This window comes from Prosthecobacter sp. (assembly GCF_044222345.1).
Lineage (GTDB): Bacteria > Verrucomicrobiota > Verrucomicrobiia > Verrucomicrobiales > Verrucomicrobiaceae > Prosthecobacter.
This window is the reverse complement of record NZ_JBGANL010000016.1, coordinates 62,515-89,385: the sequence shown is the minus strand read 5'-3', so window position 1 is coordinate 89,385 and position 26,871 is coordinate 62,515. Positions and strand designations below refer to the sequence as shown.

21 protein-coding genes are annotated in these 26,871 nt (G+C 59.8%); 10 read left to right on the top strand and 11 right to left on the bottom strand.

The window, feature by feature from the left end:
• Positions 1-30: 30 nt before the first annotated feature.
• From ACILSL_RS10935 to ACILSL_RS10925, 3 genes are all read right to left on the bottom strand, one after another.
• Entirely contained in the window at positions 31-861 is an 831-nt protein-coding gene (locus ACILSL_RS10935) for a hypothetical protein (RefSeq protein ID WP_395732062.1), read from the bottom strand.
• 11 nt (positions 862-872) lie between these two features.
• On the bottom strand, positions 873-4,199 hold the full coding sequence (locus ACILSL_RS10930; protein ID WP_395732061.1) for a ribonucleoside-diphosphate reductase subunit alpha: 3,327 nt from the start codon (positions 4,197-4,199) through the stop codon (positions 873-875).
• A 134-nt stretch (positions 4,200-4,333) separates the two neighbouring features.
• Positions 4,334-5,416 carry a ribonucleotide-diphosphate reductase subunit beta gene (locus tag ACILSL_RS10925; RefSeq protein ID WP_395732060.1) on the bottom strand — a complete coding sequence of 361 codons (1,083 nt, stop codon included), beginning with the start codon at positions 5,414-5,416 and terminating at the stop codon, positions 4,334-4,336.
• Between the two features lie 367 nt (positions 5,417-5,783).
• Between ACILSL_RS10925 and ACILSL_RS10920 the strand changes: the two genes are divergently transcribed.
• The 4 genes from ACILSL_RS10920 (at position 5,784) to ACILSL_RS10905 (ending at position 9,489) form a co-directional block, all read left to right on the top strand.
• Positions 5,784-6,422: an N-acetylmuramoyl-L-alanine amidase family protein gene (locus ACILSL_RS10920; RefSeq protein ID WP_395732059.1), complete on the top strand. Its 639-nt coding sequence runs from the start codon at positions 5,784-5,786 to the stop codon at positions 6,420-6,422.
• Positions 6,423-6,472: 50 nt separating this feature from the next.
• Complete coding sequence (locus ACILSL_RS10915) at positions 6,473-7,879, top strand: AAA family ATPase (protein WP_395732058.1); 1,407 nt, start codon at positions 6,473-6,475, stop codon at positions 7,877-7,879.
• Between the two features lie 12 nt (positions 7,880-7,891).
• Positions 7,892-9,187: a tetratricopeptide repeat protein gene (locus ACILSL_RS10910; protein WP_395732057.1), complete on the top strand. Its 1,296-nt coding sequence runs from the start codon at positions 7,892-7,894 to the stop codon at positions 9,185-9,187.
• A gap of 65 nt (positions 9,188-9,252) precedes the next feature.
• Positions 9,253-9,489, top strand: coding sequence for a hypothetical protein (locus tag ACILSL_RS10905; RefSeq protein WP_395732056.1), 237 nt, complete (start codon positions 9,253-9,255; stop codon positions 9,487-9,489).
• A 449-nt stretch (positions 9,490-9,938) separates the two neighbouring features.
• On the opposite strand, the gene ACILSL_RS10900 is transcribed toward ACILSL_RS10905, so the two are convergent.
• Positions 9,939-13,010 carry a c-type cytochrome gene (locus tag ACILSL_RS10900; RefSeq protein ID WP_395732055.1) on the bottom strand — a complete coding sequence of 1,024 codons (3,072 nt, stop codon included), beginning with the start codon at positions 13,008-13,010 and terminating at the stop codon, positions 9,939-9,941.
• Positions 13,011-13,149: 139 nt separating this feature from the next.
• Between ACILSL_RS10900 and ACILSL_RS10895 the strand changes: the two genes are divergently transcribed.
• A complete protein-coding gene (locus ACILSL_RS10895; protein WP_395732054.1) occupies positions 13,150-14,310 on the top strand; it encodes a TMEM43 family protein in 1,161 nt (386 codons plus the stop codon).
• A 107-nt stretch (positions 14,311-14,417) separates the two neighbouring features.
• A complete protein-coding gene (locus tag ACILSL_RS10890; RefSeq protein ID WP_395732053.1) occupies positions 14,418-15,689 on the top strand; it encodes a protein kinase domain-containing protein in 1,272 nt (423 codons plus the stop codon).
• Between the two features lie 236 nt (positions 15,690-15,925).
• Here the strand turns inward: ACILSL_RS10890 and ACILSL_RS10885 are convergent, their stop codons facing one another.
• A complete protein-coding gene (locus tag ACILSL_RS10885) occupies positions 15,926-16,957 on the bottom strand; it encodes a Gfo/Idh/MocA family protein (protein WP_395732052.1) in 1,032 nt (343 codons plus the stop codon).
• 46 nt (positions 16,958-17,003) lie between these two features.
• Here ACILSL_RS10885 and ACILSL_RS10880 point away from each other — a divergent pair, with 46 nt between their 5' ends.
• The gene (locus tag ACILSL_RS10880) at positions 17,004-17,459 is read left to right on the top strand and encodes an MOSC domain-containing protein (RefSeq protein WP_395732051.1); all 456 of its coding nucleotides are present in this window, start codon (positions 17,004-17,006) and stop codon (positions 17,457-17,459) included.
• Positions 17,456-18,037 (top strand): molybdenum cofactor guanylyltransferase, encoded by a 582-nt coding sequence (locus tag ACILSL_RS10875; protein WP_395732050.1) that lies wholly within the window; start codon positions 17,456-17,458, stop codon positions 18,035-18,037. The genes ACILSL_RS10880 and ACILSL_RS10875 overlap by 4 nt, the downstream gene beginning before the upstream one ends.
• 219 nt (positions 18,038-18,256) lie before the next feature.
• Here ACILSL_RS10875 and ACILSL_RS10870 read toward each other — a convergent pair whose 3' ends face one another.
• Both ACILSL_RS10870 and ACILSL_RS10865 read right to left on the bottom strand, forming a co-directional pair.
• Complete coding sequence (locus ACILSL_RS10870) at positions 18,257-18,607, bottom strand: DUF5329 family protein (protein WP_395732049.1); 351 nt, start codon at positions 18,605-18,607, stop codon at positions 18,257-18,259.
• 48 nt (positions 18,608-18,655) lie between these two features.
• Positions 18,656-19,381, bottom strand: a complete 726-nt coding sequence (locus tag ACILSL_RS10865; RefSeq protein WP_395732048.1) for a 16S rRNA (uracil(1498)-N(3))-methyltransferase — start codon at positions 19,379-19,381, stop codon at positions 18,656-18,658.
• 177 nt (positions 19,382-19,558) lie between these two features.
• Between ACILSL_RS10865 and ACILSL_RS10860 the strand changes: the two genes are divergently transcribed.
• Positions 19,559-21,007, top strand: a complete 1,449-nt coding sequence (locus tag ACILSL_RS10860) for a hypothetical protein (protein ID WP_395732047.1) — start codon at positions 19,559-19,561, stop codon at positions 21,005-21,007.
• A 27-nt stretch (positions 21,008-21,034) separates the two neighbouring features.
• Here the strand turns inward: ACILSL_RS10860 and ACILSL_RS10855 are convergent, their stop codons facing one another.
• The 4 genes from ACILSL_RS10855 to ACILSL_RS10840 form a co-directional block, all read right to left on the bottom strand.
• Positions 21,035-22,324 (bottom strand): aminopeptidase P N-terminal domain-containing protein, encoded by a 1,290-nt coding sequence (locus ACILSL_RS10855; RefSeq protein ID WP_395732046.1) that lies wholly within the window; start codon positions 22,322-22,324, stop codon positions 21,035-21,037.
• Between the two features lie 88 nt (positions 22,325-22,412).
• Positions 22,413-23,516: a PDZ domain-containing protein gene (locus ACILSL_RS10850; protein WP_395732045.1), complete on the bottom strand. Its 1,104-nt coding sequence runs from the start codon at positions 23,514-23,516 to the stop codon at positions 22,413-22,415.
• Between the two features lie 4 nt (positions 23,517-23,520).
• Complete coding sequence (locus tag ACILSL_RS10845; RefSeq protein ID WP_395732044.1) at positions 23,521-24,510, bottom strand: S1C family serine protease; 990 nt, start codon at positions 24,508-24,510, stop codon at positions 23,521-23,523.
• A 72-nt stretch (positions 24,511-24,582) separates the two neighbouring features.
• Positions 24,583-25,068: a hypothetical protein gene (locus ACILSL_RS10840; protein ID WP_395732043.1), complete on the bottom strand. Its 486-nt coding sequence runs from the start codon at positions 25,066-25,068 to the stop codon at positions 24,583-24,585.
• A gap of 415 nt (positions 25,069-25,483) precedes the next feature.
• On the opposite strand from ACILSL_RS10840, the gene lpdA reads away from it, so the two are divergent.
• Positions 25,484-26,860 (top strand): dihydrolipoyl dehydrogenase, encoded by a 1,377-nt coding sequence (gene lpdA, locus ACILSL_RS10835; protein WP_395732042.1) that lies wholly within the window; start codon positions 25,484-25,486, stop codon positions 26,858-26,860.
• Positions 26,861-26,871 lie beyond the last annotated feature (11 nt).

Below are 26,871 nucleotides of genomic sequence, written 5' to 3'. Positions count from 1 at the left end.
AAGCCCTGTGGGATTTGCAGACTGAGCACCCTATGAGTCTTCTTTCATTTTGAACTTTGCCAAGACTTCTTCACGTATCTTGTGGGCTTCGACATCAAACCGAGTGAGTACAGTAAAATCAGATGTATCTGGCATTGTGGCTGTCAGAGAGCCTGCTTCACCAAGTTGATTCACATAATTCACCTGCCACCAAATAGTTTTCTTCTGATTATCAAGAATCATTTCTTCGAATCCACCTAACGTGTCGCCAGAAGACATCTTCATAACCCAATTAGTTTCAGGTTCCTGTCCGCAATAATGAACTCGCACATTATAAATCGGTGGCCCTTCGTTGGTGAGATGGAATCGCCAAACCGGACTCTGAATACGGGTGTCGCTGGAATCTAGAGACAAGAAAATTTTAAGGAAGGGCATTGCGGCGATGCGCGTCTGAATTTCTTGGAATGCCATCTGCTTGCGCGTGAGTTGATTTTGTTGTTCAAATTGGCTCACTTGATGTCCAAGTTCCTTTACCTGTCCCATGAGATCTTTTCGCTGAAAAACAAGGGCTGCAATCAAGGCGACAAATGCAAGTCCAGAAAACAAGGTATTAGTAACGGCATAGGAATCGCCAAATTGACCCCGTTTTTCGGTGCTATCATATGAAAGCTCTGATAGTTTTGTAACAAGCCACGGGCTAGCTAACCAGAACAAGATTACCACTCCGAGTATGGTGAGCAATATCAGCATCTCAAGCCCGCTGAATGACGCTGATTTTTGACGGTTCTCGTTACGATCGTGACTCATTACTTTAATGTGATCTATGACAACTAATAAAAAACCGGCTTTCATCTGCTGAAAGCCGGTTTGGAGTCTCAACATTCAAGGCTCCCCTACTGACACGCCTCACACGTCCCGCCGTTCCGCATGGCCTCAATGGAGCAGGCCATGACTTCTTCGGCGGTGTATTGCTTCGCAGCGGCTGCTGCAGCAGCCACGCCGGCGTGGTGGGTGCCGACGATGCCGCGCTTCTCCTTCTCGACTTCGCTGGTGGCTTTTTCGATGTTGGAGGCGCTGCGGGTGCGGAGGTAGTAGGTCGTTTTGAGGCCCTTGCGCCAGGCGGCGCGGTACATGTGGGAGAGGGTCTGCATGGCGCTCTCGCCGCAGAAGAGGTTCACGCTCTGGGACTGGTCGATCCACTTCTGACGGCGCGCGGCGGCGTCGAGCAGCCAGGCCCAGTCGATGCCGAAGGCGGTGGCGTACTTGCGCTTCAGGTCCATGGGGACTTCCTCGATGCTTTCGAGCTCGCCGTCGGTGTACTTGATCTTGGCCTGGATCTCGGCGTTCCAGAGGCCGCGCTTCTTGAGGTCCTTCACGAGGTAAGGATTGAGCACCATGAAGTCGCCGGAGAGGTTGCTCTTGGTGTAGAAGTTCGTGAACAGCGGCTCGATGCAGGGGCTGGAGCCCATGATGTTGGAGATGGTGGCGGTCGGCGCGATGGCGAGGACGTTGCTGTTGCGCATGCCGTTCTTGGCGATCTTCGCACGCAGGCCGGACCAGTCCATCTTGCCGCCACGGGGAACGTCGATGTCGAGGCCGCGCTCTTTGGCGAGGAGATCCACGGTGTCCTGCGGAAGCAGACCACGGTCCCACTTGCTGCCTTTGTAGGTGGAATAGGGGCCCTTCTCAGCGGCGATGTCGCTGCTGGCTTCATAGGCGTAGTAGGCCACGGCTTCCATGAACTCGTCGTTGAACTCCACGGCTTCCTTGGAGGCGAAAGGCAGGCCCTTGCGGTAGAGCGCGTAGCCCAGGCCCATGACGCCGAGACCGATGGGGCGATGACGGCTGTTGGCGGTCTTCGCGGATTCGGTGGGGTAGTAGTTGATGTCGATGACGTTGTCGAGCATGCGCACCGCGACGCGGATGGTCTCGCGCAGCTTGGAGTGGTCGATGTTGCCGTTGTCGTCGAGGTGGTTGTCGATGAGGACGGAGCCGAGGTTGCACACGGCGGTTTCTTCAAAGCTCGTGTTCAGCGTGATCTCGGTGCAGAGATTGGAGCTGTGGATGACGCCCACGTGGTCCTGCGGGCTGCGCACGTTGCAAGGGTCCTTGAAGGTGATCCAGGGGTGGCCGGTTTCGAAGATGGACTTGAGCATCTTCTTCCACAGGTCCAGCGCTTCCATGGTGCGGCCAAAGATCAGGCCCTTGGCGGCCATCTCTTCGTACTCGATGTAGCGTTTTTCAAAGGCGCTGCCGTAGAGCTCGTGGAGATCAGGAGTTTCATTGGCGCGGAAGAGCGTCCACTGCTGGCGGTTCTCCATGCGCTTCATGAAGAGGTCGGGCACCCAGTTGGCGGTGTTCAGGTCATGCGTGCGGCGGCGTTCGTCGCCGGTGTTCACACGGAGCTGCAGGAAGTCTTCGATGTCGTTGTGCCAGACTTCGAGGTAGGCGCAGCCGGAGCCGCGGCGCTTGCCACCCTGGTTCACCGCGATGAGCTGGTCGTTGTGCAGCTTGAGGAAGGGGATGACGCCCTGGCTTTCGCCATTGGTGCCCTTGATGTAGCCGCCGGTGCCGCGCACGGCGGTCCAGGAGCCGCCGAGGCCGCCCGCCCACTTGGAAAGGTAGGCGTTGTCCGCGATGCCGCGCTGCATGATGGACTCGATGCTGTCGTCCACCTTGTAGAGGTAGCAGGAGGAGAGCTGGCTGTGCATCGTGCCGCTGTTGAAAAGCGTCGGTGTGCTGGAGCAGAAACGGCGGCCTTTGTACAGGCGGTACAGCGCGATGATCTTGTCCTCGGCGTTTTCCTTTTCCTGCACGCAGAGGCCCATGGCCACGCGCATCCAGAAGAGCTGCGGGGTTTCCAGGCGCTTGGAGGGCTTGGTCTTTTTATCGACGATCAGGTAGCGGTCATACAGCGTCTGGATGCCGAGGAAGTCGAAGTCCATGTCGGCGGCGGGATCCAGCGCGTCGGCGATCTTGTCGAGGTCGTACTTGAGGAGCTGCGGGTGCAGGCGCTCGATCTCGATGCCACGGGCGAGGTTCTTGCGGAAGCCACGGCGGTGGAAGGTTGGCAGCTGCTCGATGCCGTGATCCACGATGCTCCAGCCGAGCACTTCTTCATAGATGTAGGTGAGGAGCATGCGGCCGGCGAACTTCGCGAAGTCGGCGTCCTTTTCCATCAAGGTGCGCGCATTGAGGATGATGGTGGTCTTCAGCGCTTCGACGGTGATCTCGCTGAAAATGGAGCGGCGCAGCTCCATTTCGATCTCGGCGCGGCTGATGCAGAGATCGAGGCCCAGGCTGGCGAAGTCGATGCGGCGCTTCAGATCCTGGCCGTCCCAGAGGAAGGTTTCCGTGGGGGACACACGCACGAGGATGAGCGTCTGCTGCTGGTCGGACTCGGCCTCGTCCGCGATGGCGGCGGCCGTTTCCTCCCCAACGCGCATGGTGGAGCGCAACGCACGGTACTGGATGTAGGCGCGGGCCACTTTGAAGAAGCCCTGCTTCATGAGCTCTTCTTCCACGAGGTTCTGCACGTCTTCGATGTGCATGAACTGCTTGCCGTCACTGATGATGGCGCGGCTGACGGCCTCGGCCACCTGCACGGCGGGGGATGAATCCATCTCCATGGAGAGGAAGGCCTTGCGCACGGCGATCTCGATCTTGTTGTGGTTCCAGGGGACGAGCTGGCCGTTGCGGCGGATGACTTTGGTGGTGACCATGATGGGTTGGAGAGAGCCTGCGTCGTTGGCGTCGGAATTGGCGAGCGTTCCGGTGCGTTTGCGGCGCTCGGCCAGGCTGCGGGCCACATCGTGGGCATTGTGGCGTACCAGCGCCTGCTCAATGACCTGGTAGATCTCCTTGGTGCTCAGCATGGGCGCCTCCGTACCGTTGTCCGCCGTGCGCTGGGCCACCTCCTCGGCCACCGCACGTGAAATGGCCTGCACCAGCTGGCGGTTCGAGTCATTGAAGATTTCGCTCTGGCGTTCCCGCGCCAGGAGCAGGTCCGTGATCGCGTTGCCCACCGTGTCCGCGATCTCACCGACGTCGAAATCACGCTCGCTGCTGCCGATGCGGACCTTGGGAGCGGTCATCGGAATGCCGACCACCCCTGCGGTCAGCGCACTCCACTCGAACTGGGGTTTTTCGTGTTTCGGAGTGTTGTGAGCGACGTTTTTAAGCGCCTTGTCTTCTTTGAGCAGGTCGTGGGCGTGGGTCATGGCGGGAGGTCCAAGTTTAAGGTTAACGGGAGCAGGTGATGAACGGAAATGAACAAACGGCGGCGATGGAAATTCCGCTGGAGAAGCTCCAGCGAAAAGTCGGCCAGCAGTGAGGAATTAAAGGTCTTGGGAAATTAAAGGTCGTCGTCGGAGCAGGCGGCGAGGGCGGAGGACTTCTGGTAGTCGGTCACCTTGCCTTCGAAGAAATTTTGCTCCTTTTTGATGTCCATCAGCTCCGCCAGCCATGGCAGCGGATTGGTGATGCCCGGGTTCAGCGCCGGGAGACCGCAGCCGTCCAGACGACGGTCGGCGATGTAGTCGGTGTAGCGCTCAAATTCTTCGGCGCTCAGGCCCACGGCATTCACCGGCAGGCAGTCACGGATGAATTCCTTCTCCAGCGCCACGCCTTCGCGCATGATGTTGAGCAGCTCCTCACGGAAGTCAGCGGTCCAGATGTCGGGATTTTCCTCGATGAGGTCCATGAACAGATTGCGGAAGACTTCGATGTGGTTCGACTCATCGCGCAGCGTGTAGCGGAACATCTGGCCGATGCCGGGGAACTTGTTCTGGCGGTACAGGCTCAGGATCATGCCAAAGAGGCCGTAGAACTGCGTGCCCTCCATGCACTGGCCGAAGACGAAGATGTTCTTGGCCAGCAGCTGCTTGTTCTCCAGCTTGGTCAGGTCCAGATCGCGGCGCAGGTTGTTGGAGTGCCTGGTGACGAATTCGTTCTTCTTCACGATCGTCGGGATCTGCTCAAACATTGCCTCGCACTCATGGGGGTTGATGCCCAGGGAGGAAATCATGTACAGCAGGGAATCCGCATGGATGTTCTCTTCATGCGCATGGCGGCCCAGGACGAGCTTCAGTTCGGGGGCGGTCACCAGTTCGCGCACCACATGCTGCACATTGTCACCCACGATGCCTTCAGCGGCGCTGAAGTAGCCGATGCCCATCATGATGATCCAGCGCTCGTTCTGGGAGACGTCGTTGGAGCGCCATTGTTCCACATCCTTCTGCATCTGAATGTCTTCCGGCTCCCAGTGGTTGGCCTTCATGATCCGGTAGAGGTCATAGGCCCACTGATATTTCAGCGGGAGAAGGTTGAAGGTCATGCTCTTGCGACCATTGATCACCATCTTCGCCGCGAAGGCAGCCTCGGCTTTGTCTTGATCGAGGGGGAATTCGCGATTGCCGATCTTGTAGGTCTTTTCCATGACGATTTCGTTGCAGAGTGAAGGATGTTTATTAGAATTTTATCGAAAATGACAAATTATCCGACGTGCGTCATAAATACTAGATTGGACGCGCACCGAGGAGGATCATGCACAAGATATAGTGTTTTGGCGAGATTTTTTTCCCATCCATTGTGCCGAAACGCGTTTCACACCGGAGATTCAAGGGTTCCACGCCGTAAAAATTTTCCACGCGTTAAAATGCCGCCCATGAAGAGCGAAGTTGAGAATCTTTGCAGCCTTGCCTGCGCGGGGCGAAAATCAGGGGGGACCCAAAAAATACCTATAATTCGATAATGACAGGGCACCGGAAGCGGCTCTTAACACTTAAACTGCTCATTTTGAACCCATGAAATTCCAACACATCGCCTGCTACATGCTTGTCGCGGCCCTCTTGAGCTCCTGTTCGGTCGTCGTTCCACCGGGGACTCCGCCCGGGGTCACGGTGGATTTGGTGCCAAACGGCCGCTATGCGCGTCGGAAGTATCGGCCCATGCGGCCTACCTACATCACCATCCATGCCACGGAGAATTATGCACGGGGTGCCGGAGCCTATGCCCATGCCCAGATGCTCAAAACCGGCTCGATCAAAGGCCGGCACAACGCGATCGGCTACATCGGCTGGCATTTCACCGTGGATGACCACTCCATCTATCAGAGCATGCCCACCAACGAGCGCGGCGAACACGCCGACTACGACGGCCCCGGCAACCGCAGCTCCATCGGCATCGAAATGTGCGAAAACCGTGGCAATGACCGCGCCCGCACGCTGGACAAAACCGCGCGCCTGACCGCCTGGCTCATGAAACAGCATGGCATCCCGCTGGATCACGTGGTCCCGCACCAGCACTGGCTCATGGTCCGCCATGATGATCACCGCAATCTGGGCCACAAAAACTGCCCGCACTTCCTGATGGACCGTGGCCGCCCCGGCGCCAAGTGGCAGGCCTTCCTCAGGCGGATCGCGGCCTATCGGCGTTCGATGTGAAAAATTAAAACACCTTGCCACTTCAGCCTCCCCACGCTGGAGTCAGGCGCATGGCTCAAAATCTCGACGCACTTCGTCTGGCACTCCAGCATTCTCCCGACAACGCGCCTCTGCTGATGCTCTTTGCGGACGCCTGCCTGGATGATGGCCTGCTGGATGAGGCCGAGCAGAGCTTTCAGCGCGTGCTGAAGGAAGACCCTGCCCACGCAGACGCACGTCTGGGCCTCGCCCATGTCGCTTTGCTTCAAGGCAAGACCTCTCAGGCGGCCGTGCGCGCCGAGCAGATCGTGTCAGACACACCCGCCTGCGCCGCCGCCTACCTGCTGCTCGCGCGCATTCACATCACGGAAGGCGATCTGCCAAAGGCGAAGGCCATGTATGACAAGGGGATCTCCCTGAACCGCTCCCTGGCAGATCCCGGCATCGAAAAAGATCTGCACGGCATCAAGCCCTCCGGGGAGGACGCCTCCGGCCGCAAGCGCGCTGGCCTGACCTCCAGCGGTGCTCTCATCGAATCGGTGCAGGAGGACAAAGACGATGATGAAGGCCATCCGCGTGGCGGTGCCGCCTTCGATCTGGGGCTGGCGGATTTCGGCAAACCGCAGCTCGATTTCTCCAGTGTCGGCGGCATGGAGGCGCTGAAGGAGGAGATCCGCATGAAGATCATCTACCCGCTCCAGCACGCGGAGCTGTTCAAAGCCTACGACAAAAAAGTCGGCGGCGGCGTCCTGCTCTACGGCCCGCCCGGCGTGGGCAAGACCCTCATCAGCAAGGCCACCGCCGGCGAGATCAAGGCCAACTTCATCGCCCTCGGGCTGCATCAGATTCTCGACATGTGGATCGGCGGCTCCGAAAAAAACATGCACGAGGTCTTTGAACTCGCCCGCCAGAACGCGCCCAGCATCCTGTTCTTTGATGAAGTGGATGCGCTCGCCGCCGACCGCCGCGATCTGCGCCAGAGCGCCGGACGCAATCTCATCAACGCCTTCCTCTCTGAGATGGACGGCGCGGAGTCGAGCAACGACGGCGTGCTCATCATCGGCGCCACGAATGCGCCCTGGCACATTGATCCCGCGTTCCGCCGCCCGGGCCGCTTTGATCGTACCTTGTTTGTGCCGCCGCCGGATGAAGCGGGACGCGCCGCCATCATCGAAGTCATGGCGCAGAAGAAGCCGATCGGTGAGCTTGATCCACGCGCCCTCGCCAAAAAAACCGAAGGCTTCTCCGGCGCAGATCTCAAGGCGGTCTTTGATCTCGCCACGGAAGACGTGATGAACGAAGTCATGCGAAGCGGCAAGGTGATCCCGCTGACGACGAAAGATCTCATCAAGGCCGCAGGCCGCCATAAGGCGACCACGAAGGCGTGGTTCGAAAGCGCGAAAAATTACGCCATGTATTCCAATCAAAGCGGCTTCTACGATGACGTGCTGAAGCACCTCGGCCTGATGAAGCGCTGAACCACCTGGCGCATGTCTGACGATTTCCATCCCTCCCCCGATGCGGCCTTCGCCCGCGGCCGTCTGCTGCAAAGCCAGCACCGCACGCAGGACGCCATTGCGTGCTACAAGCAGGCCCTTGAGCTCGATGCGCATCACACCCTCAGCTACATCATGCTCGCGCTGTGCTGGATGCAGGAGGACGACACCGCGCCACAGTCGACCGATGCGGCCCAGCGCGCTGTGGCGCTCGAACCCGAAAATCCCTTCGCCCGCAGCGTCCTGGCGCTCGCTTTGAATGCGAATGCCAGAGACGGCCAGAACGCCGCGATCAAAGCGGCGCTGCAGCAGGCCGAGGACGCGGTGAATCTCGATCCCGACAGCGATTTCAGCCACGCCGTGCTCTCGCGCCTGCACCTGCGCCTGCGGGATTACCCGAAAGCGGAGGCCTCCGCACGTGCCGCGCTCTCGCTCGACACGGAAAACACCATGGCCGCCGAGGTGCTCTCCGCCGCGCTGCTGCTGCAGAAGAAGGACGGCGACAACCAGGATCTCATCAAATACCAGCTGGAGCGCAACGCCGAAGACGACAGCGCCCACACCAGCGCCGGATGGATGGCCGTGATGAAGGGGGATCACAAAAAAGCCAACGAGCACTTTCTTGAAGCGCTGCGGCTGAACCCCATGAACGAAAACGCAAGACTGGGCCTCATCGAGTCCTTTCGTGCACGGTCATGGCCCTACCGTCTGCAGCTGAAGTTTGCCCACTTCATGAACCAGTTCACGGAAGGCCGGCAGACCGCCATCATGCTCGGTGGATTCATCTGCTACAAGGTCCTCAGCAGCTATCTCAAGACCGTCTCGCCCATCCTCGGCGCGGTCGTCGTTGGCGCCTGGCTGATGCTCGTGCTGTGGGCGCATCTGGCGCGCGGCTTCAGCTCGGCCTTCATTGTGATGGACCGCTTTGCACGGCAGGCGCTGCGCCCGCGCGAGTACTGGGAGGGCGTGGTGGTGGGCGGTCTGATCTTCGCCTCCATCTCCAGCCTCGTGCTCGGCTTTGCCTGGCATCTCGGCGTCGAAGGAAGCTTTGCCGCCTTGGTGTGCATCTTCGCCGCCGTGGTGAACGCCGCCGCCTTCACCAATGACCACTGGATCGGCCGCCATGTCTATGGTGTGGCCGCCGCTCTGGCCGGTGTGGGCGCTCTCTACGCCACCCTGGATGTCTTTGCCGATCTGCACCTGCCCTTTGCCGGAGAATTCGGTTCCCTGGCCCTCCTCCTCGGCGTCGCCGCCACCTGGCTGCGCGGATTCGGGGTGGGGTATCGGTGAGCAGCGAGATTGTGCCAGCATGGGATGGCTGGTTGTTAGACACTTCCGACGCGGTATTTTAAGGCGTGAACGCCCGAGATCTACTCCAGCAAGTCAAAGCCCTGCTTCCTGACGAGCAGCGACGCTTCATGGATGCGCTGATGGATTTTGACATGGGCTCCCAGACCTCGTCCACTCGCATGCAAGTCCCGGACTTCCCGGCTTACTGGCAACGTTTGCACTCGCTCGGCAAGCCTGCATGGACCGTGGAAGAGACCGCGGGTTTGGACCGGTGGATTGCGGGTGAAGAGGATGTGGCATGATTCCGTGCTCTCAATATGGTGACAAGATGCCTTGGGTATGAGGCCTCTGCGGCCACAGGCCGTTTTGTCGACTGATCCTGGAAGGATCATGGAAGGTAGCCGGTGGTGAAGCGAGGCTTGGCGAGCGAGAACCACCGGATCACCGCAAACCATACGCTCAGGATCAAGGCCGCATGCCGAAGGTATGCGAGAAGCCTTCATTTTCCCAGCGTTCACGAGGGATTCGCGAATGGTTCTCGCATACCTTCGGCATGCGGCCTTAGGCAGGGAGGTGATCGCGGGCGTGATCCGGTGGTTTCGCTGCACCGCTGCGCGGTTTCGCTCCACCACCGGCTAATTTCCACCCTCCCTCCGGGAGGCCCAAGCAAAGGCTGCCTGTGTGCAAAGCGTAAGATTTACGAAGAAGTTCGTCACTCTACTATGCGAGTCGCAATCTAAGGTGGGAGAGCTCACTTCTTCATCAGATACGCAAAGAAGTCCTTCAAATCCGCGTCGCTCATGCCGGTGGTCAGGCCTTCGGGCATGAGGGAAATCGGCGAGGCGGTCATGGATTCGATGTCGGTTTGTTTGAGGGCCGTTTTGTTGTTGGCCATGTCTTTGATGACGATGCCTTTGGCGTCCTGCGCATCCATGAGGCCGGTGAGGATCTGGCCGCCTTTCGTTTTCACGATGTAGGCGCCGAAGCCTTCGCGGATTTCCATGCTGGGCATGAAGAGGTTGTCGAGCCAGAAGTCGGCGTTGCTGCGGTCGTAGCCGGTGAGTTCGGGGCCGATCTGGCCGCCTTCGCCAAAGAGCTTGTGGCAGATGGCGCAGCGGCCCATGAACTGGATCTTGCCCTTCTCGGCATCCCCCAGACCGGTCTTGAGCACGGCCTTGATGCGTTCGGCTTCTTTCTTTTTCTCCGGCGTGGGGCCGGTGGCCAGCAGGCCTTTCCAATGCTTGTCGATCGCGGCGTCGATCTCAGGATCTTTGAAGAGGCTGAGCTGGCGCACGATGTCCACGGTGAACTGCTTGGCAGGGATCTTCCATTCGTTCACGAAGCTCACCAGAATTTGAGCCCACTCCTTGCGTCCGGCCATCACACGCAGTGCATCTTCACGCAGCGCCTTGTCTCCGGCGATTTGCGCCTCCCAGCCCAGCAGCAGGGCCTCGGGGATGCGTTTGTCATCAAACTTGGCCGCTGCCTGGAGAATGCCGCGCTTGAGGCCCGGCGGGTTGGCGGCTTTCAAGATATTCACCATCGGCATCACCGCCTCCTGCTTGCCGAGTTCGGCCAGCGTTTTCGCGATGGCGATGCGGGCGGTGCTGCTGGCTGTTTTGTCGGACAGCAGCGCCTGCGCCTTCTTGAGAGCATCCGCATTGCCGCTGCGCAGCGCCAGCGTGAGATCACCGCCGCTCTGCTTCGCCATGTAGTCATTGAGCGCCTTCGTGAGTGACTCCGGCAGCTTCGGCATCTCCGCGCCTTCGAAGGCGGAGGCAATGCCGGCGATGAACTTGCCACTCAGCGCCTCGTCATTCGTCAGCGCCAGCAGGTCCGCGCAGGACTGCAGGTTCTCTTCGCCACCGGCCAGCGCATAGCGTTTCGCCAGCTTCTCGGCGAGGTGCTCGCGGAAAAGCGTGGTCTTGAGGAAATCGGGGTTTGATTTGAGGAAAGCGAACACAGTAGCGCGTTCTTTCTCCGCTTTGGACTCCAGCGCCCACCAGGCAAGGAGCGGAAGATGGCCGCTTTCGTCTTCGACGTCGGCACTCTTTAGCAGCATGAGACCAATGTTGCCCGGCAGTCTTTTCGCTGAGGCCAGCAATTGAGCGCGGACTTCCAACTCGGGGCTTTTCTGCAACTCGTAGAGCGCGCCAAGGTTATTCCATGAGATGCCACGTTCTCCAACCATCTTTGCTGCCCATCGACGGACATAAGGGTCCTTATGAAAAGCGGCTCCACTGACGTAAAGATTGACCTTCTCATAATACCCTGACGCGTCGGTTTCCATATCGACCGGACCTAGCATATCCAAAGCCCACAAAGCCTCCAGCGCGTGAGGATTGTTTGCCTTTACTTCCAGCATCTCTCTCAGCGGTTTATCCAGTTCCTTCAAACCGCGCCACCCGATCTCCAGCACCGCCTGCTTCCGGAACCACTCGTTCGGGTGGCTCAAATAACCAAGCAGCTCATCCCCGCCCGCCTTGCTCAGATCAAAGGGTTTCAGCTTCGGCGCACCTGCGGCAGGCCGCACGCGATAGATACGACCGCTCGTCTTGTGCCAGTCGTCGATGGGGCTCACGTGGCTCAGGCGCGTGTCATACCAGTCGGCCATGTAGAAGCCGCCATCCGGGCCCACGCCAGCCCACACCGGGCGGAACCAGCGGTCCGGCGTGCTGAGGAGGTTTTCCTCGTCCTTCGTGCGGAAAGTGGAGCCGTCCGGGAGGCGCTCGCTCACATACACCAGGTTGTGCAGCGCATTCGGCGCGATGATCTTACCCTCATACGCGCTGCCCAGCAGGCCGCCCTCATACACAGTGAAGGCTTGCGGGAAGCGCTTGTTGTCGCCCTCATGGCGCATGTGCTCAAACCAGCCAAAGGCATACGGATTGGTCAGCGGGCCGTGCTTGCCCCAGCCTTTGATGCCGTAGCTGCCCTGCTCGTAGTGCATGCCGCGCGTGGCACCGTTCGTGCCGGAGAAGAGGCGGCCCTTGCTGTCGAAGTCCAGGCTGAAGGTGTTGCCGCCGCCTTCGGCGTAGATTTCAAAGGTCTTCTTCTTCGGATGATAACGCCAGATGCACTGGCCCTCCCACTTCACATTCTTGGTGTTGGCGCTGCTGACGTTGCCGGTGGTGGTGCTGCCATTGGCGCCGTAGAGCCAGCCGTCCATGCCCCATTGCAGATTCGTGGCGACGCTGTGCGTGTCTTCCAGGCCAAAGCCGCTGAGCTCCACCTCGGGTGTGTCGCTGTCGGGCTTCGCGTCAAAGTCCGCGTCAGGGTAGCTCAGCAGGTAAGGGGGATTCAGCACCCAGATGCGCCCCATGCCATGCAGCGCCGCACTGGCGATGTTCAGGCCGGTGATCACATCCTCGTGCTTGTCGAAAAAGCCGTCGCCATCGGTGTCTTCAAAGACCGTGATCTTGTCCGCACCCTTCTCACCCCGTGGCGGCGGCAGTGGTACTTTGTCAAACTTGGCGCGCAGGTGCTGGTCATAGCTGATGATCTTCAGCCCGGCGGGAAACTGGTACTGGCGATACTGCACCACCCACATGCGGCCTTTGGAATCCCAGCTCGCATACAGCGGCTGCTCCACCACCGGCTCGGCGGCCATGAGGTCGATGGCCACATCGCTGCGAATTTTGAATTTCTTCAGCGCCTCTTCGGGCGGCGTGGGCGGCGTGTCGTCCCGCATCACCCCGCGTCCGGCACGGGTCTCCATGATTTTTTTCACGGCCTCATTGCCCGCCACGGCGTCGGGTTTGACGTTCTGGCCGGCGGCGAGCGCAGAACTGCCGAGCAGGAGGAGAAGGAGGCGCGTTTTCATGGGGTAGAGACTAACAAACGAAGCTGCGGCCGTTTCTTGCCGCCTTGTCACCGGTTCCGGTATTTTCGTGTGACGGAAAAAACTCGAGGCCGGGCCTGATTTCCGCTCCAATTTGAAATGAACAACCCAACTCATTCCCATGGCTGACTCCTACACTGAAGTGACTTCACAAAACTGGTTCAGCCGCATCGGCGAATCGATCAAAGGCATTCTGTTTGGCATCATTGTCATCCCACTGGCGATCATTCTGCTCTGGTGGAATGAAGGCCGTGCCGTCACCACTGCGAACAGCCTGAAGGAAGGCGCTGCCGATATGGTGCATGTGGCTGCGGACAAAGTGGACCCGGCCAATGACAAGAAGCTGGTGCATGTGACGGGAGACGCCAAGGCCGCCGAGCCGGTGGTGGACTCGGATTACGGCGTCAGTCTGCCCGCTTTAAGACTGGTTCGCAGCGAGGAAATCTACCAGTGGGTGGAGAGCCAGAAGAGCGAGACAAAGCAAAAAGTGGGCGGGAGTGAGGAAACCACGACCTCCTACACCTATGACAAAAAATGGGTGGACGAGCCCGTGAAGTCTTCGGAATTCAAGCATGCAGAAGGCCACACCAACGAGGGTGACTTGATCGCCGGAGATGCGAACATCGGTGCCAAGGACGTCACTTTGGGGGCGTTCGACGTGCCGGAAAACTTTGTGAGGCAGATGGGCAGCCCGATCAAGCAGGTGCTCACGGAAGAGGCGCTTGCCACACTGCCTGCTGATCTGAAGCAGAGTGCGAAAATCCAGAACGGGGCCTTCTACTTTGGCGCCAACCCCAAAGAGCCCAAAATCGGCGATGTCCGCGTGTCATTTGAAATCGTCAAGCCCGGCACCTTCAGCATTCTGGCGGCGCAGATCGGGAAAACTTTTGAACCCTACCAGACCAAGGCCGGCGACGCGCTCAGCTTCATCGAGGAAGGCACGGTCAGCGGAGAAACGATGTTTAAACACGCCGCGACTGCGAATTCGATGATCACCTGGCTGGTCCGCTTCCTGGGCTTCCTCGTCATGGCCTTCGGCTTCATGGCCATCATGAAACCGCTCAGCGTGCTGGGCAGCGTTATTCCCTTCATTGGCAACATCATCGGCATGGGCACGGGCCTGATTTCCTTCGCTCTGGCGGGTGCCATCTCCTTCCTGGTGATCGCCATTGCCTGGATCTTTGTCCGTCCGCTATTGGGCATCGCGATGCTCGCACTGGCCATCGGCGCCTTCATCTACACCCGCAAGCTGGCTGCTGCCAGCAAGCCGGCCACTGCTTAAGTAAGAAGGTCTAAATATACTCTAGACTTGATGGTTGTTGCTCCCGTGATCAGGTGTGTCACAGTACCTGACTGATGCGATTTACCAGCAGCACTGCCGCTCCCCTCGTGACTCGTTCCGCGCCACCTTCGCCGCAGGAGCTTTCCGCCATGATGCCCTTCGGGCGTTATTCGGTGCAGGCGCAGGTGGGCATTGGCGGCATGGGAACGGTCTACCGCGGCACGCAGCTCAGCCTCGGCCGGCCGGTGGCCATCAAGGTGCTGCGCGTGAGCGACGGCTATGACTTCGCTTTTGAAGACCGCTTCCGTCGTGAGGCGCGGGCCATGGCCACACTCAGCCATCCGAACATCGTCGCCATCTATGACTATGGTCACATCGGCACCGACTTCCTGTTCTTCGTCATGGAGTTCGTCGATGGCACCGATCTCGGCGAAATCATGCGCACGGGCCGCATGACGCCCGAACTCGCTCTTCAGCTGCTGCCGCAAATCTGCGTCGGACTGGAATACGCGCACTCCAAAGGCATCGTCCATCGCGACATCAAGCCTGCGAACATCATGCTCACCCGCCAGGGGGAGGTCAAAATTACCGACTTCGGGCTCGCCAAGGACGTCATGCGCGCCCCGTCCATGGTCACCGAAACGCACATGGTGATGGGCACGCCGGAATACGCCGCGCCGGAGCAGTTCAACGCGCACCGGGATGTCGATCACCGTGCCGACATCTATGCCTTCGGCGTGCTGATGTATCAGATGCTGACGGGGGCGCTGCCACGCGGCTCCTGGCAGCCGCCTTCCACCCTGCTGCATGGTCTGGATGCCCGCTTTGATGCGGTCATCATTCGTGCGCTGATGACGGATCGTGAGCACCGCTACCAGTCCATGGGTGACATGCGCCGTGTGATCGAGGCGGCTCTGGTGCCGGTGGCGCACACGCCCAGCCGGCCGCTGCCCGTCGCCAAACCCTCCGCCGGACGCATCCTGCTGCTGGAGGACGATCTCATGGTGCGCGATCTGATGCGCCGTGCCTTGGAAAAAGCGTCATTTGAAGTCGTTGAAACCGGAGACGGCAAGGAGACTCTGCACCAGTATCAGGAAGCGATGCAGCAGGGCCGCCCCTATGATCTTGCCATTCTCGATCTCACCATTCCCAACGGCATGTGCGGTCGGGAAACCATGCTCTATCTCCGGCGTCTCGATCCACAGATTCTCGCCATCGTCTCCTCCGGCTACCGGGATGATGCCGTCATGAGGGACTGTGCCGCCTACGGCTTCGCCGCCGCGCTGCCAAAGCCCTACCACGTCGAAGGTCTGCTGCACGTCGTGAACGGCGCCCTCGCCGTGGGCCGCCGCCGCGCACCGCTGCCGGGTGTGGGTTAGGCGGTGTTTGAAAACTGGACCGCGCAGCTCCAGCCTTTCTGGCGGAGCGCGGGCCTCCGAGCCCGCAGCAGGTGGCAAGCACACTGCGTGGGATCATTCACACCAGCTGCTCTTAGCAGAAAAAAGCGCCGCAGCACTCAAGGCGGAGGCTGAAGGGAAAAGGCGGCGCTTTTCATGGGCGCGGAGTGCTGCGGGCTCGGAGGCCCGCGCTCCATTGAGGCGTTTTCAAACACCGCTCACACCACCCTCACCGCCGCCTGCGCATCCATGGCCTGCCACACGCCATGCACCACACGCATGTAGTTCATGCCTTCGCCGAAATCCGGCCTGGGTCGCGGCGCTTTGGCATCACGCACCGCCGCGATGAAATCGCGCTCCACCGTCCAGCTTCGTTGCAGTTCACTTGGAACCGCCACCGACTCCATTTTGCCGCCGCGTTTGCCCAGCTGAAGATCGTCCGTGGCGAAGTCATAGCTCAGCGTGCCTTCGGAGCCGAAGATCCACAGCTTGTCCGTCGGCGCATGCGCGGCCACGCCGCTGAAGAGCATCGTGGCCTCGATGCCGCTGCGGAATTTCGCCATCACGTGGACGAAATCCGGAATATCCACCTCCACGCCCGCACGTTCGGGGATCACCACGTTGCCGCGTGCCTCCACTTCGACGATGTGGCCGAGCCAGTGCTGCAGCACCTCCGTGTAAATGCCCAGCGTGAGGATCTGGATGCCGCTCAGGTCGGACTGCTGCCGCCAGTGCGCGGGCTTCGCTGCATCCAGCCAGGCATCATTGAAGCTGTGCAGCAGCACCTGATGCGGCGTGCCGATGGCCCCTTCCGCGAGCAGTTTCTTCACCAGCTCACCCCCGTGCATGCCCTGCGGTGCCGGGCAGATCGCCGTGACGAGTTCAGGATAGCGCATGGACGCCTCCCACATCTGGTTCGCCTCCGGCACGGAGGCCGCCATGCGTGCCTGCGTGAAGACATGCTTCCCATGCTGCAGCGCGTAGCACGTCATCTCCGCATGCATGTACGGGTGCGTGCCGATCCAGACCACGTCCACCTCGTCACTCGATGCCAGCTCCTCCCAGCGCTTCACCGCCTTCGCCTCCGGGGCAAATTCCCGGCAGAAAGCCTCGGCGCTCTCCAGCGAGCGGTTCGTCACCTGAGTGATCTGGACATTCGGGATCGCCCGCAGGCCGGGCATGTGGCGTGATTTGACGATGCCACCGGCGCCGATGATGCCGATGCGGATGGGTTGCTCAGTTGCGGTCATAGACGTATGGATTGGGCACACCTTGGAGCCAACATTCAAGCCCTGCATGCAAATCCTGCACATCTTCATCTCCCCGGAGCACATCTACGTCGGTCATCACGGCCTGCCACCCGGCACCACGCCGATGATCGAAGTGCCGGAGGCTGAATGTGTGGCTGGAAAAGGCCTGCGGGGTGATCGCTATTTCGGCTGGAAGGAGGACTTCAAAGGGCAGGTCACCTTCTTTGAGCACGAACAATACGAGCGCCTCTGCGAACAGTTCAGCGCCATGGGCGTGCCACCCTCTGTTTTTCGCCGTAACATCATCACCAAAGGCATCGACCTCAACACCCTCATCGGCACCGAGTTTGAAGTGCAGGGCGTCCGTTTTCTCGGCACGCAGGAGGCCGCTCCCTGTCACTGGATGAACCAGGCCTTCGCCGAAGGCGCCGAAGCCGCCCTCAAAGGCCACGGCGGCCTGCGGGCCAAAATTTTGAGCGATGGCATCCTCCGCAAATCATGAACACTCCCTTCGCCGCCGTATTGCTCGCCGGTGGTCGCTCCACCCGGATGAAACAGGACAAAGCCCTGCTCCACTGGCATGGGCAGGATCTGTGGCAGGCGCAGTTGCACAAGCTGCAGTCGATTGGTGCTGCTCGTGTGCTGCTCTCCTGCCGCAGCGAGCAGCCCCTGTTCGTCAGCCCCAGCGATGAAGTGGAAGTCATGCACGATCCCGAAGGCGTCGATGACGGCCCGCTGGGTGCCATCACACGCTGTCTGGAGCAGGTGCAGATGCCGCTGCTCGTCCTCGCCGTGGACATGCCCTGGATGACCGCCGCCTTTTTGCGCGAACAACTGCACAAGCACGAAAGCCCGGACAAAGGCTGGTTCTTCCGTGGCCCGCATGGCGATGAAACCCTCGCCGGCCTCTACGCTCCCTCCATGCTGCCGCTCATGCGCGAGTCGCTTTCAAAGAAAGACTTCAAGCTCCAGCACATCATCGAGACCGCCGTTCATTCCGGCCTGGCCATCACCCACGCTCTCGGGGACGAGCAGATGCCCTTCTTCCGCAATGCGAACACGCCGGGGGATTTGAAGTAGCCTAGGCAGGATAGAGCATTTTAACTTATTTCATAGCCTTACTTCTCGCTCATGGCGATTGCGAAGCCGCCGGGCTTCCCCTCACCCCAGCCCTCTCCCCGAAGAGAAAATTGGTTGGTTGTCGTTTTTTATGGGCGGGGAGAGGGAGAACCGAGTTTGCCGCCCAGGATTTGTAGAACACGAAATAATTTAAAATGCTCTAGCCGCTCCCCCTTCAGCTCACAGCTTCTTCAGCAGCGCCGTCAAATACTCCCCGCACGGCGTCTCTTTCCCATCCTTGAAGCGGATCACATAAGGCTTGCCCGAAGTGCCTGAAGCAGAGGCCACCTTCGCGATGAAATCGGCCGCGGTCTGCACTTCCTTGTCATGCCGTTCCCATTTGGCCCGGAGAAACTTGGCCGCATTCGCCCCGCTGTAATCGCTGCCGTTCCGGATGAAGGTGGCGTTTTCCAGTCCCTGGATGTGCGAGATCAGCGCCTCAATCTTCGCCTTCTCCTCCGGCTCTGCTGCGGGCAGCGTGACAAAGAAACAAAGAAGGCAAAATAGCTGCATGATGAGTTTCGATGTCATGGCGGTATTCTTTTAAACGTTCCTGCTCAGACAAAAGGATGTCCAGATTCAGCGCAGCTCATGCCCCAGGATCGCCAGCGTGGCGATGCTGGCAGTCTCGGCACGCAAGACCAGTGGCCCCAGAGTCACGGGTACATAGCCCGCCGCAAAAGCCTGCGCTTCCTCCTCGGGCGTGAAATCACCCTCAGGCCCGATCAGCACCGCCACGCGGCTTGGCTTGGCTGCTGACAGCGCCTGTTTGAGCGTGCGTGCGTGCTCGCTCAGCGCCGGGATGAGCTTGCATTCGGCCTCAAACTTCAGCGCCTTGGAGAAAGGCGCCGGCGCCTTCAGCTCCGGCACAAACGGCGTGTGGCATTGCTTCGCGCTCTCAATCATGTGCCGCCGCCACTTGGCCAGCTTCTTCTCCGTCTGTGCGGCATCGAGATGAATCACGGTCCGCTCCGTGATGATGGGCTGCACACTCGCCGCACCCAGCTCCACCGCCTTCTCCAGCAGCCACTCAAAGGGCTCCGCCTTGATCAGCGCAGGCAGCAGATGGATCGAGCTCTGAAACGGTGGAACACTGGATTCCGACACGATGCGTGCCTGCACCTCCGATTTGGACACATGCGTGATCTCGCAGACGGCCACACGTCCCGCGCCATCAAAAACCTCAATGGTGTCACCCGGCTGCTTGCGCATCACGCGGCCACAATGCTGCGCTTCATCGCCGGTCAGCTTGAGATGAGGTGGAGACCACTCGGTGGTGGAAAGATGGAAACGGGAACGGGACATGTTTTGTGGACGGATGGTGATCTTGTCTGCTTGCGCCCTTCAAGCAAGATAAGTCACGACGAGCGTGGGAATCGTCGATTTCCAGCCCTCTTTTGAGATGGAGTTTTAGGTTGGAATGTGAGTCTATTGCAAATAGACTCGCTAAATAACTGTGTCACACAAGTTCATTATTTTGCCATGAAGTTCTCACTTTTTCTGCTCAGCATATTTAGATTCCTAGTGCTTTGTTTCCTTGTGTGTGGCTTCTCAGCTTCCGCAGAGGACGAGCACGGACTCACAGTCGTGGGCAAGGCGAATCTCGGCAAGGCGGTAAGAGAGCGTGTTTTGCCATCCTCCCTGCCAAAGATTCTAGCTTTTGGCGAAATCCTGGAAGACGGAAAGTATCGGCTCATTTCCTCCGACAGTTCGCTCGAGGCAAATTTTTCCTCCGATGTCTTTGTCGTCATCAACGACCTCGACGGCCTGCTCAGCGAACTGTCGGATCCCGATTCCGAATATGCGAAAAATTGGAAATTGGTCGTCGACAAGACGGGTGATGATCAATTGAAACGCGTCGCGCTTGACCGCGCAGCTCTGAAAATCAAACTCGACAGCATTGACGCTGAGCGCATCGCAAAGGCGTCCGATGCTCCGACGTTGAACGTGCTCAATGTGGAGCGCGGGAAAGCCGATTTGGCACTCAAGGACGCGGAAAAAAAGGAGGCGACGCTCAACACACAGGTCGAGACTGCGAAGCGATTCGTCAAACACGGCTTCAAACCCTTGAGCTTGAACTTTCGACTCCGAATCGGCGGTGAAACGTTTGACAAACTTCATCCCACGGATGTGGCTGAAATGATTGACCTGGAAAAGTCGCTCTTTCTCCTGCGCTTCAGTTTGCGTGACATCAACAAAGACAAGGACGCATGGCTGAGACTGCTGAAATCCAGCCCGATGACCTGCATGGTCGGTGACATGGCTCTGACGTATGTATCAGACAACGGCAGGAAAAACTACATCGGCGTGGACAGCGGTTTTCGTCTTGAGATTCCCTTGTTCCGCTGGGAGTTCTGGACCAGCATGGGCATCATTGCAGGCTGCCTGGGGCTGTTCATTTGGAAGGTTCCGACTTCAGATGTGCTCCGTGACACCGGTATCACGCTGACGAACCGTACTCAGCCGGCGCCGAATTACTGGCACCAGCACGCGCATCCGTTGAGTCTTGCGCGGCTGCAGATGTCCATCTGGTTCTTCATTATCATTGGCTCGTTTGTCTTTCTCTGGTCCACAACTGGAAGCCTGGCAGGCGTGAACAACACCGCGCTCATCCTCATGGGTATCAGTGGCGGCACGTCCATGTTTGCCGCCATCATCTCTGAGAAGAGGGAGTGGGATGCGAAAAAGCGTGAACCCGAGAACGCATCAGACAACGTCGTCATGAACTGGTTCATCGACATTCTGAGTTCTGACGAAGGCATGACCATCCATCGCTTTCAGATGTTCGCCTGGACTCTGGTGCTTGCCGTCGTCTTTGTAAACGGCGTCCTTTCCGACTACGCCATGCCGCTGTTCAGCAACGAACTCCTTGGCCTGATGGGTATCAGCTCCGGCGTTTACATCGGCTTCAAGATCAAGGAGGGGAGCTAAGAATGCGGTGCGTCCGGCCCTCCCGCGTCAGCCTGCCATCGCAGACTCAATCTCATCCGCCTCGATCGGAATGTGCGCCATGAGATCGATGTTCTCATGCTCGCCGATGAAGATGTTGTTCTCCAGGCGCACACCCAGCTTCTCCTCCCGGATGTAGATGCCGGGCTCCACGGTGAAGACCATCCCAGGCTGCACAGGCTTCCACATGTGGCCCACGTCATGCACGTCGATGCCCAGCGGATGCGAGGTGCCGTGCGGGAAATATTTTTTATACGCCGGCTTTTCGGGGTCCTGTTTGGCGATGTCCTCCTCCGTGATCAAACCGAGGCCCAGCAGTTCCTTCTCCATCAGCTTGCCCACTTCCTCCTGATACTCGCGAATGATCACGCCGGGGCGCAGCATCTGGCAGCATTTTTTGAAGACCCGCAGCACGGCGTCATAGACCTGGCGCTGGCGTGGCGTGAACTTGCCGTTCACCGGAATCGTCCGCGTCAGGTCGGCGTTGTAGTTTCCGTAGTTCGCCGCCACATCCAGCAGCAGCATCTCGCCATCCTGGCACTCACAATGATTGGTGATGTAGTGCAGCACACAGGCATTCGCGCCGCTGGCGATGATCGGCGTGTAGGCAAAGCCGCGCGCCCGCTGGCGGATGAACTCATGCGAAAGCTCCGCCTCGATCTCGAACTCCTGCACGCCCGGCTTCACAAATTTCAGCAAACGATTGAAGCCATCACTGGTGATGCGAATCGCTTCATTCAGCGCGGTGATTTCATGCGGGCTCTTGATGACGCGCAGCTCATGCATCAGCTGCGCCAGACGGCGGTAGTCGTGCAGCGGATACTCACGCTGGCAGCGCTGCGTGAAGCGCATCTCCCGCGTTTCCGTGGGGATGGTGGCACGCGGGTGCTCGTTCGAGTTCAGGAACACATGATCCGCCTGGCACATGACGCTGCGGAACTGCACCTCAAAATCCTCCAGCCAGTGCACGCGCGTGATGCCGCTGCGCTCCGTGGCCTGCGCCTTCGTCAGCTTTTCGCCTTCCCACACCGCGATGTGCTCGTTCGTCTCGCGCACAAACAGCATCTCCCGCTGCTTCGGGTCAGCCGCATCCGGATACAGCACCAAAATCGTCTCCTCCTGATCCACCCCGCTCAGATAAAACAGATCGCTGTTCTGCACAAAGCTCAGCGAGCCGTCCGCATTCGTCGGCAGCACATCATTGGCATGCACGATCACGACGGACTGCGGCGGCAGCTTGGCATACAGATGCTGACGATTCGAAACAAACAATTCGGCGGGCAGAGGTTGGTAGCGCATAGGAGTAGGGCAAGCGTCCCGCTTGCAGCAGGACGCGAAATTGCACGCAAGACGCGAAATTGCACGCAAGACGCAGGCTTGCACCCCTTTATTGCGCCGGCACCGCCTTTGGCGGATGGCGGTCGGCCTTGATCCACAGCTGCACTTCCGTCCAGAACGCCTCCACCGGCAGGGCAAAGGTGGTCACACGGTCCACGCGCGCGATGTTGATGCCGACGACCTTGCCCTCCAGCGTCGCCACGGGGCCGCCCATGTCGGTGGGCAGCAGCGGGATGTCATGCTGGAGTACTTCGGGGAAGTTGTCATTGCGCAGAGAAACGCCGCCATTGGCGAAGTCCTCACCCTCCCAGTTGTTCAGCACCTTGGAGCGGCTGGCCAGGCGGACGCGGCAGCTCTCCTCTTTGTCTTTGCGCAGGTAGCGGATGTCAATGACCTCACCGGGCTGGCGCTTTTTCACGATGTCATAAACACGATCCAGCGCCGCCACCTTTTCACCGGCAATGGTGATGAGGACGTCGTCCTCCCGCAAACCGGCGGCCTCGGCGGGGCTTTCGCTGGCGATGCCGACGATCCGCACCCCTTTGCCATCCTTGGACGCTTTGGCATCCATGCGGATGCCCATGGCAGCCCCCTCGCCGGGAATGCGGCGGGCTTTGGCGCTGACAATGCCGATGCGCGTTTCCTTGCCTGCATCCGCCACGCTGCACAGCCACTGGCCGAGGCCGAGTGAGCGCGCGCCACCCAACGAAACCGCACGCAGGCCGGTGATGCCCACCGCCTGGGCCAGCACCAGGTCCAGCCGCGTCTCACGGTGCACCTCGCGCAGGTCCGCAGTGCGTCCGTCGCTGAATTTGATGCGTGTTTTCTGCAGCTCGGGCACCTCGCTGGCCTTGATCAAAACATAGCCGTCCTCACCCACGATGGTGGCGGTGCAGATGGTGCGGCCCAGCGGGCTCTCGATGCGCGCAGCACACGCGAGGGTCAGCGGCTTGAGCCTCTCCACAGCCGCGAGCGTGTGTTTCCCATTCGTGCGGTCCTCCTGCGGCAGGGGCAGGCGGGGCGGGTCCGCGTAAAGGAAAAGGGGACTTAGGAGGACGAGAAAGGCGTAATGACAAAATCCAAATGGCAAAATGGCCCTCGCGCGCCTCGCGCCAGGACGGTCATTCGTCATTTTAAATTCGTCATTCGTCATTGTCTTACTGTCCTTCCTCCTGCGGCTTTTGGGCCAGTTGGACGGAAACGTCGCGTTCCTTGTCGTGGGTGCGCAGTCTGAGCTTGAGGGTGTCTCCGGCGGCCCGGGCTTTCACGACGGCGCTAAACTGCTGCTGGTCGGTCATGGCTTCACCATTGACGCTCAGGATGACATCTCCGGCGCGAATGCCAGCCTTCAGCGCGGGTGAGGCGTCGATCACATCCGCCACTTCCAGATCCAGCCGGTCGTTCATCACGGTGGCCACGCCGAGGTAGCCGCCCGCGCCCGTGCCCCAGGTCTTGATGACCTGGGATTTCTGCATCGCCTCCCAGGACCGGAGGAAGGGAGCCATGGAGACGTGGACGTTCTGGTCCCGCCCCTCCCAGATCTGGCTGTGGATGCCGATGACCTCGCCATTGAAGTTGAAGAGCGGGCCGCCGGAGTCGCCGCCCATCAGCACGCAGTCGCTGTGCAGGCTGTTGGCGGTTTGCTTGATGATCCTGCCCACGCGCAGCACCGGGCCGCGTGCCTTGTCAAAGCCCCCGGGGTGGCCGAGGGCAAAGCACCACTCGCCGGGCTGTGCCTTGGCCACTTCACGGCTCAGATTCACAAAGGGCCAGGGTTTGCCCCGGTCTTTCAGCCGGGCCAGCGCTGCGTCGGTCGTCTTGTCCAGACCCAGAGATTTGGCCGTGGTGACGGTGCCGTCTTCCAAAATGACCTTCAGGTCTTTCCCCGGGCCGTTGGGAACGTGTGCGGCCGTCAGCATCAGCCCGTCGGCGGAAATGATGACTCCGCTGGCCGTGCCGCCCCCCGTCTGGATCGCCACCAGTGCCTGGCGCACCCGGGGCAGCAGCTTCTGCACGTCACTCTGGATCTTCAGGAGCTCCGAGAGGTCGGTTTTGGGCGACTTATCCACACTCGGGCGCTGTTCCGCCGCGTTGGCGCGCCCACACAGCAGGACCACGATCAGCAGAAGGTGAAATGAAGTGTGCATTTGAATCAACCAGAACCAACGGCTCAACTGCAGGAAAGTTGCCAGAATTGGCTCTTCTGTTCAAGCCAAGTCTCAGTCTTCTTCGGCCGGTTCCCACAGCTTCTTTGCCGCTGGCAGCAGTGCCGATGCCCCCGGCGGCACCAAAGCGATGACGAGATCCACCGGGATGAGCACGCCATCAAGGTCACGGCGGAAATTTCGCGCATGCGCATCGGTGACGAGAACACCGTCGCGCTGCCGATACCACGTCACGCCATGAACTTCGGGATTGATGATGTGTTCATCGGCCACACGTTCAAAGCCATGGGCGGTGAAGAACGCGGCGGCGTCTTCGAGCGTCGCAGGCAGATTTTCATCCTCAGGGATGAACGGCTGCTCCACCGCCATCTGCGGTTCGTGATCAGACCCCATGACTTTGCCAAGGTAGTGCGTGCGCATCCCAAACACAGCCGTCATCACCGCCCACCGACGCAGGTATTCCGAGGGCAGCGCCGCCCGCATCATGAGCCGCGTTTTGTTCTGAAAGGTACGTGCGTCGAGCAGCTTTGTCTCGTCCATGATCCGACCATAAAAACCGGGCAGGGTGTGTTTGATGACTTTTCCCAAGGCTTCGGAGCCAAATAGGGCATGCTCTCCGCCTACACCCATGGTGTCGGAAGGAGGGGCGCCCGCGTCCGGTTCTGCGGCAAGCTGCCTTAACTCGCCTTCACGGGCGGCTGCGTATGACCGCTGCGAATTCCAGCCATAATGGATTTGCGCATCTGCTCCGCTGATACGCGCGGCTGATTGGAGCAGATCGCGAACAGCTTTTTTGGGTCCGTAATGATGACCGCCTTGGGTTTCATAATGCCAGCGTAACATATGTTACCTGGCCGTCATCTGGAAAAGTCCCGCCCTGGAAGGGTGATTCACCGGTTGAACATCCCTTCCGGCTGCGCTTCTCTCCCTCCCTCACTTTCTCTCTCAAAAATACATGAACTACGACCTCATCGTTATCGGCGGCGGGCCTGCGGGCTACGTCGGAGCCATCCGCGCAGCACAGCTTGGTAAAAAAGTCGCCTGCGTCGAAAACGACCGCGCCGGGGGCACCTGCCTGAACTGGGGCTGCATTCCCACCAAGGCCCTCCTGAAGAACGCCGAGCTCTACCACACCATCACCCACCGCGCCGAGGAGTTCGGCCTCAAAATCGGCAGCGTCGAGTACGACTGGTCCAAGGTCATCGGCCGCAGCCGTGGCGTCAGCGACAAGCTCAACAAGGGCATCGAGTTCCTCTTCAAGAAGAACAAGGTCGACTACCTCAAAGGCACCGCCAGCATCCCCGCCGCAGGCAAGGTGGAAGTGACTGCCGCAGACGGCACCAAGGCCACCCACGATGCCGCCAACATCCTCATCGCCACCGGCGCAAAAACCCGCCCGATGCCCGGCTTCCCCTTCAACGGCAAGACCGTCATCGGCAGCAAGGAGGCCATGACCCTCGCCACGCAGCCCAAGAGCATCATCGTCATCGGTGCCGGCGCCATCGGCATCGAGTTCGCCTATTTCTTCAACGCCTACGGCACCAAGGTGACCGTCGTTGAAATGCTCCCAGACATCCTCCCCGTCGAAGACACCGAAGTCAGCAAGACCCTGGAAAAGAGCCTCACCAAGGCTGGCATCCGCATCCTCACCAACACCAAGGTCACCGGCACTTCCGAGGACGGCAAAGGCGTGAAAATCACCGTCGAAGGCGCCGCCAACGAAACCCTTGAGGCAGACGTCTGCCTCGTCGCCATCGGCGTGGCCCCCGTGCTGCCCGGCGGCATCGAGCTCAAGCTCTCCGACCGCGGCTGGCTCCAGACCGACGAACGCTATCAAACCTCCGTCAAAGGCATCTACGGTGCCGGCGACATCATCGGGCCGCCCTGGCTCGCCCACGTCGCCAGCTACGAAGCCGTGCAGTGCGTGGAAGGTCTCTTCACCAAGCACAAGCCCAAGAAAGTCGGCGTCTTCCCCGGCTGCACCTACTGCCATCCGCAGGTGGCCAGCATCGGCCTCACCGAGCGCGCCGCCAAGGAGAAGGGTCTCAAGTTCAAGGTCGGCAAATTCCCCTACGTCGCCAGCGGCAAGGCCCTCGCCGCCGCCGAGCCCGAAGGCTTCGTCAAGATCCTCTACGGCGAACCGCACGGCGAGATCATCGGCGCGCACATCATCGGCAGCGAAAGCACCGAGATGATCGCCGAGATCGGCCTCGCCATGAATCTCGAAGCCACCTGGGACGAAATCGAAGCCACCATCCACGCCCATCCGACCCTGTCCGAGATGGTCAAGGAGGCTACGGAAGTCGCCAAGGGGCATCCGATTCACGTGTGAGTCAATTCTCC